Origin of the sequence: Streptomyces sp. BF23-19 (assembly GCF_041106355.1) — a bacterium.
Classification (GTDB): domain Bacteria; phylum Actinomycetota; class Actinomycetes; order Streptomycetales; family Streptomycetaceae; genus Streptomyces; species Streptomyces virginiae_A.
The window spans coordinates 104,487-110,859 of the sequence record NZ_JBGBPT010000020.1 but is presented as its reverse complement, the minus strand read 5'-3'; the positions used below and the strand labels follow the sequence as shown (position 1 = coordinate 110,859).

General features: G+C 72.1%; 4 protein-coding genes and 1 pseudogene. All 5 read right to left on the bottom strand.

What is annotated here, in order from left to right:
- Positions 1-1,091, bottom strand: a pseudogene (locus AB8A24_RS14410) (hypothetical protein); the annotation flags it as partial.
- A gap of 232 nt (positions 1,092-1,323) precedes the next feature.
- On the bottom strand, positions 1,324-2,259 hold the full coding sequence (gene truB / locus AB8A24_RS14405; protein ID WP_328961426.1) for a tRNA pseudouridine(55) synthase TruB: 936 nt from the start codon (positions 2,257-2,259) through the stop codon (positions 1,324-1,326).
- Positions 2,256-2,714, bottom strand: a complete 459-nt coding sequence (gene rbfA, locus AB8A24_RS14400) for a 30S ribosome-binding factor RbfA (protein WP_266379076.1) — start codon at positions 2,712-2,714, stop codon at positions 2,256-2,258. The genes truB and rbfA overlap by 4 nt, the downstream gene beginning before the upstream one ends.
- A gap of 28 nt (positions 2,715-2,742) precedes the next feature.
- Positions 2,743-3,036 (bottom strand): DUF503 domain-containing protein, encoded by a 294-nt coding sequence (locus tag AB8A24_RS14395; RefSeq protein WP_030651158.1) that lies wholly within the window; start codon positions 3,034-3,036, stop codon positions 2,743-2,745.
- Between the two features lie 160 nt (positions 3,037-3,196).
- Entirely contained in the window at positions 3,197-6,331 is a 3,135-nt protein-coding gene (infB, locus tag AB8A24_RS14390; protein ID WP_328961427.1) for a translation initiation factor IF-2, read from the bottom strand.
- Between the last annotated feature and the right edge of the window lie 42 nt (positions 6,332-6,373).

The following is a 6,373-nucleotide window of genomic DNA, read 5'->3' as shown; positions in this document are numbered from 1 at the left end:
CGGGGCGTCTCCTCGGGCGCCGAACGTGACGAGGGGTCGGAACGTCGGGCGGCACTGCGTTCGGCGCCCTGCGGGGATCGCCCCGACACACACCCGGCCCCGTCGGAACCGGTGCTCACGTCCGCTCCGTCCTGGGGGGAACCGGCCGTCCCCACGATGCGGGCCGCCGCGGTGAGGGCGCGGGTCGCCGCGTCGGCCAGGGAGGTGTCGGTGGCGCGCAGGTCCGCGCCGCGCAGCCACAGCGTCGGGGCCGGGCAGGCGCCCCGTGCGCGGCGTACGGCCAGGGCCGCGAGCTCCGTGGTGCGGCCCGTGCCCGGGTCTCCGACGAGGCCGAGGACCGGGCGGTCCCCGGTGGTGAAGGCGGCCAGTTCGGCGGCGATGCCCGGGCGTTCCACGGGTTCGGGGCCGTCCGGGAGGAGGGAGGCGCCCAGCGTGGTCGCGGTCAGTTCCAGTGCCCCGGCGAGGTTCAGGTCGGCTCCGTGGCCGGGCACGGTCGCGGCGTTGCGTTCCAGCAGTGCGGCCAGCGGGCCGTGCGGATCGGCCCCGGCCGCCGCCCGCAGGGCCACCGCGAAGCCTCCGGAGCGGTGCCCCGCCTGCAGGGCGGTGCCCACCACCGCGAGCCCCGCTCCGGAGTCGGCGTCGAGGACCGGGCCCCCGCAGGCCTCCCCGCCCAGCCGTAGCGCGTCCCGGCCGTCGGTGCCGATCGCCAGCTCCACGGCCACGCCCGCGGGCACCGCGTGGGACCGGTCCGTCGCCGGGTAGTCGACCTCCGTGCCGCCCAGTACCCGCGCATGCCGCCATCCCCGCGCGGGCAGCCGTACGTAGGTCCCGGGATCGATCACCTCGCGCGGCGCCACCGGAAGCGGCCGCAGCCCGAGCCCGTCCGTGCGGATGAGGGCCAGCGCCAGGCCGGGCAGAGCGGTCACGTCGGCCGCCTCGGCCAGCCAGGTCCGCCCGGGGGCGTGCAGCACGACCCGCGGCAGGCCGTCGACGGCCTCGTGACTGGTGACGACCGTCCCGCGGTCGTCCGCGACGAACCCGCTGCCGCGCTCCCGCCCGGCCGGATCGCAGATTTTGACGAGCTCCGCCATGGCCGCACCACTCCCCCGCAACGCCCCGTGCTCACGACGGTAGGCAGGTGAAGATCAGCACGAAAAGCACGCGAGGCGAAAGCGCCCCCTTACGCTCCCTCCATTCACTCCGAGCGCCTGCTCGGACGGGTGAATACAGGGGTCCGGGTGGATAGAGACCTACCCGAGGGGGGTCGTGGAGCGGTGAGCGGCAGTCCATGTGCGCTCACCGCTCCACGTCAACACCCGATCGTCAGACGAAGACCGCGAGGGACTTCGCCTTTCCGTTCTTGCTCTCGACGAGACCGAGCAGTTGGCCCTGCGGTCCGAAGACCGCGACCGTGCGGCCGGACTCGTACTCCTGCGGCATGTCGATCCGCACGCCGTTGGCGAGCAGCGACGCCCGCCGGGCGTCCAGATCCCAGCGCGGGAAGGCCGCGGCGGCCGCCTCGCCGATGGGCATGACGGTCAGCTCCTCCTGGAGCTGGTCCAGGGTCCGCGCCTTGTCGAGCTTGTACGGGCCCACCCGCGTGCGGCGCAGCGCGGTCAGGTGTCCGCCGACGCCGAGGTCGGCGCCCAGGTCACGGGCGAGGGCGCGGATGTACGTACCGCTGGAGCAGACCACGGAGACGACGAGGTCGACGACCTTCGTGCCGTCCTCGGCCTCCGCCTCGCGCATGTCGTACACCTGGAACGACGAGATGGTCACCGGGCGGGCCGGGATCTCGAAGTCCTCGCCGTCGCGGGCGCGCTTGTAGGAGCGCACGCCCTTGATCTTGATGGCGCTGACCTTGGACGGGACCTGCATGATCTCGCCGGACAGCTTGGCGATGCCCGCGTCCACGGCTTCCCGGGTGACCCCGGCGGCGTCCGTGGAGGAGGTGATCTCGCCTTCGGCGTCGTCCGTCAGGGTGTTCTGGCCCAGGCGGATGGTGCCGAGGTACTCCTTCTCCGTGAGCGCGAGGTGGCCGAGGAGCTTGGTGGCCTTCTCCACGCCCAGGACCAGCACGCCGGTCGCCATCGGGTCGAGCGTGCCGGCGTGGCCGACGCGGCGGGTCTTGGCGATCCCCCGCATCTTGGCGACCACGTCGTGCGAAGTGAAGCCGGACGGCTTGTCGACGATGACCAGGCCGTCCCGGGGGCCCCTCCCAGCGGTAGCTGGGGGAGTCTGACCTGCGTCGGTGCTCATTCCGCGGCCGCGTCCTCGTCGGAGTCGTCGTCCTCGCCCGGCTTCTTGTACGGGTCGGCGTCACCGGCGTACTGGGCGCCGGAGGACACCTCGCGCACCTGGGCGTCGGAGGAGCGCGCCTTGTCGAGGAGGTCCTCGATGGTCTTGGCGTTCTCCGGGAGGGCGTCCGCGACGAAGGTCAGGGTGGGCGTGAACTTGGTGCCCGCCGCCCGACCGACCGCGGAACGCAGTACGCCCTTGGCGCTCTCCAGGCCCGCCGCCGCGCTGGCCCGGTCCTCGTCGTCACCGTAGACCGTGTAGAAGACCGTGGCCTCCCGCAGGTCGCCGGTGACCCGGGTGTCCGTGATGGTCACGTGCGTACCGAGGCGGGGGTCCTTGACACCGCGGAGCAGCTTCTCGGCCACCACCTCCCGGATGAGGTCCGCCAGCTTCTTCGCCCGCGCATTGTCGGCCACTGGTCCGTCTCCTTCTTATGTCTTGCTATCAGTCTTCATCACCGTGGAGGCGCCGTCGTACGGACAGCAGCTCCACTTCCGGACGCGCAGCGACCAGCCGCTCGCAGCGGTCCAGTACGTCCGAGAGGAACCCCGCGTCCCCACTCACCAGGGCGACCCCTATACGGGCCCTGCGGTGCAGGTCCTGGTCGCCCACTTCAGCCGCGCTCACGGAGAACTTGCGTTGGAGCTCGGCCACGATGGGCCGAACCACGGAGCGTTTCTCCTTCAGCGAGTGGACGTCGCCGAGGAGCAGATCGAAGGACAGAGTCCCCACGTACATGCAGTTCCGGATATCCCGCCGGTGCGGGTTCGGTGGCCTGCCGGCCGTCGCTCGGCAGGGTCACCAGAACCGTACACGCAACGGCCGGGGCCGATCGACGGATATTCCGCCGACCGGCCCCGGTGTTACGAGCTACGACACGGTGCGATGTGCCTCGCGCTTACGCGCGCGGCTTCTCGCGCATCTCGTACGTCGCGATGACGTCGTCGATCTTGATGTCGTTGAAGGAACCGAGGTTGATACCACCCTCGAAGCCCTCGCGGATCTCGGTGACGTCGTCCTTGAAGCGGCGCAGACCGGAGATGGTGAGGTTCTCGGCGACGACCTTGCCGTCGCGCAGGAGCCGCGCCTTGGTGTTGCGCTTGACCTCGCCGGACCGGATGAGGACACCGGCGATGTTGCCCAGCTTGGACGAGCGGAAGATCTCGCGGACCTCCGCCGTACCGAGCTCGACCTCTTCGTACTCCGGCTTGAGGAGACCCTTCAGGGCCGCCTCGATCTCCTCGATGGCCTGGTAGATCACCGAGTAGTAGCGGACGTCGACGCCCTCGCGGTCCGCCATCTGCGCGGCACGGCCGGCCGCACGGACGTTGTAACCGATGACGATGGCGTCGGAGCCCATCGCCAGCGAGATGTCGGACTCGGTGACCGCACCCACACCGCGGTGCAGGACCCGGATGTCGACCTCTTCACCGACGTCGAGCTGGAGCAGCGAGGACTCGAGAGCCTCGACCGCACCGGACGCGTCGCCCTTGATGATGAGGTTGAGTTCCTGGACCAGACCGGCCTTGAGCACGGAGTCGAGGTCCTCGAGGGACACGCGACGGACGCGCTTGGCGAAGTTGGCGTTGCGCTCTCGCGCAGCACGCTTCTCGGCGATCTGACGGGCCGTACGGTCCTCGTCCACGACGAGGAAGTTGTCGCCGGCGCCGGGGACGTTGGTGAGACCCAGGACCAGGACGGGGGTCGACGGACCCGCTTCCTCGACGTTGTTGCCCTTGTCGTCGAGCATGGCGCGCACACGACCGTAGGCGTCGCCCACGACCATCGTGTCGCCGACGCGGAGGGTACCGCGCTGGACGAGGACGGTGGCGACGGCACCGCGGCCGCGGTCGAGGTGGGACTCGATCGCAATACCCTGAGCGTCCTGCTCCGGGTTGGCGCGCAGGTCGAGCGAGGCGTCGGCGGTGAGGACGACGGCCTCGAGCAGGGAGTCGATGTGCAGACCCTGCTTGGCGGAGATGTCGACGAACATCGTGTCGCCGCCGTACTCCTCGGCGACCAGACCGAACTCGGTGAGCTGACCGCGCACCTTGACCGGGTCGGCACCCTCGACGTCGATCTTGTTGACCGCGACGACGATCGGGACGCCGGCGGCCTTGGCGTGGTTGAGCGCCTCGATCGTCTGCGGCATGACGCCGTCGTTGGCCGCGACCACGAGGATCGCGATGTCGGTCGACTTCGCACCACGGGCACGCATGGCGGTGAACGCCTCGTGACCCGGGGTGTCGATGAAGGTGATCTTGCGCTCTTCGTCGTTGACCTCGGTGGAGACCTGGTACGCACCGATGTGCTGCGTGATGCCACCGGCCTCGCCCGCGACGACATTCGTCTTGCGGATGGCGTCGAGCAGTCGGGTCTTACCGTGGTCGACGTGACCCATGACGGTCACGACCGGCGGACGCGGCATGAGGTATTCCTCGCCGCCCTCGTCCTCGCCGAACTCGATGTCGAAGCCCTCGAGGAGCTCGCGGTCCTCTTCCTCCGGGCTGACGATCTGGACGACGTAGTTCATCTCGCCGGCCAGCATCTCGAGCGTCTCGTCGGAGACGGACTGCGTGGCAGTGACCATCTCGCCGAGGTTCATCATCACGGCGACGAGCGACGCCGGGTTGGCGTTGATCTTCTCCGCGAAGTCGGTGAGGGAGGCACCGCGCGACAGGCGCACGGTCTCGCCGCCACCGCGCGGCAGCATCACGCCGCCGACGGACGGGGCCTGCATGGCCTCGTACTCCTGGCGCCTCTGACGCTTGGACTTGCGACCACGACGGGCCGGACCACCGGGACGACCGAAGGCACCCTGCGTGCCACCACGGGCACCGGGACCACCGGGACGACCACCGAAGCCGGGACGACCGCCGCCACCGGCACCGGCCGGACCGCCGCCGAAGCCGCCGCCACCGGGACGCGGGCCACCGAAGCCGCCACCGCCGCCGGGACGCGAGCCCGGACCGGCCGGACGACCGGCGAAGCCGCCGCCCGCGGGACGACCGGCACCGCCACCGGGACGGGCACCGCCCGCACCGGGACCACGGCCACCGGGGCCGCCACCGGGACGGGGACCGGGACCACCGGCAGCGGGACGCTGCGGCATCATGCCCGGGTTCGGACGGTTACCACCGGGAGCACCGCCGGGACGCGGGGCGCCACCCTGCGGACGCGGCATGCCGCCCGGGGTCGGACGACCTGCACCGGCACCCTGCGGACGCGGAGCGCCGCCGGGACCACCCTGCGGGCGGGGAGCACCCTGGCCGCCACCGGCGCCGGGGGCACCGGGACGGGGCGCGCCGGCCGGACGGGGCGCCTGGGGGCGCGCCATGCCGGTGGAGCCGCCGGAGGTGAAGGGGTTGTTGCCCGGACGGGGACCCGCCGGACGGGCACCCTGCGGACGCGGCGCCTGGGAGCCGGGGGCTCCGGCGGGACGCTGCGACTGGGCACCGGGAGTGGCGCCGGCCGGGCGCGGGGCGCCGGGACGGGCACCGGCCTGGCCACCCTGACCCTGGGCCGGACGCTGCTGCGCCGGACGGGGGCCGGGAGCCGCGGCGGGACGCTCGGTGCGCGCCGGGGCGGCCGGGGCCGCCGGAGGCGCGGAGAACTCGGTCGCCACGGGCGCCGCCGGAGCGGGCTTCGGGGCGGCCGGAGCCTTCGGGCCGGGACGCGGGCCGGAGGCGGCCGGAGTCACCGGTGCGGGCGCTGCGGCGGCCGGAGCCTCCGCGACGACCGGCTTGGGGGCCGGTGCGCCGGGCTTCGGCGCAGCGGGACGTGCAGCGGCACCCGGGGTGGGAGCCCCGGGCTTGGCGGGGGCGGCCTTGCGAGGCGCACCCGGCTTCGCGGCGGACTTGCCGGCGTTACCGCCGGGGCCCTGCAGCGCGTCGGTCAACTTGCGTACAACCGGCGCCTCGATCGTCGAGGACGCCGAACGGACGAACTCACCGAGTTCCTGGAGCTTGGCCATGACGACCTTGCTCTCAACTCCGAACTCCTTGGCGAGTTCGTATACCCGGACCTTAGCCACTTCGCTCCTTTTAGGTCCGGGTTACGCCGGACCGTCGCTACT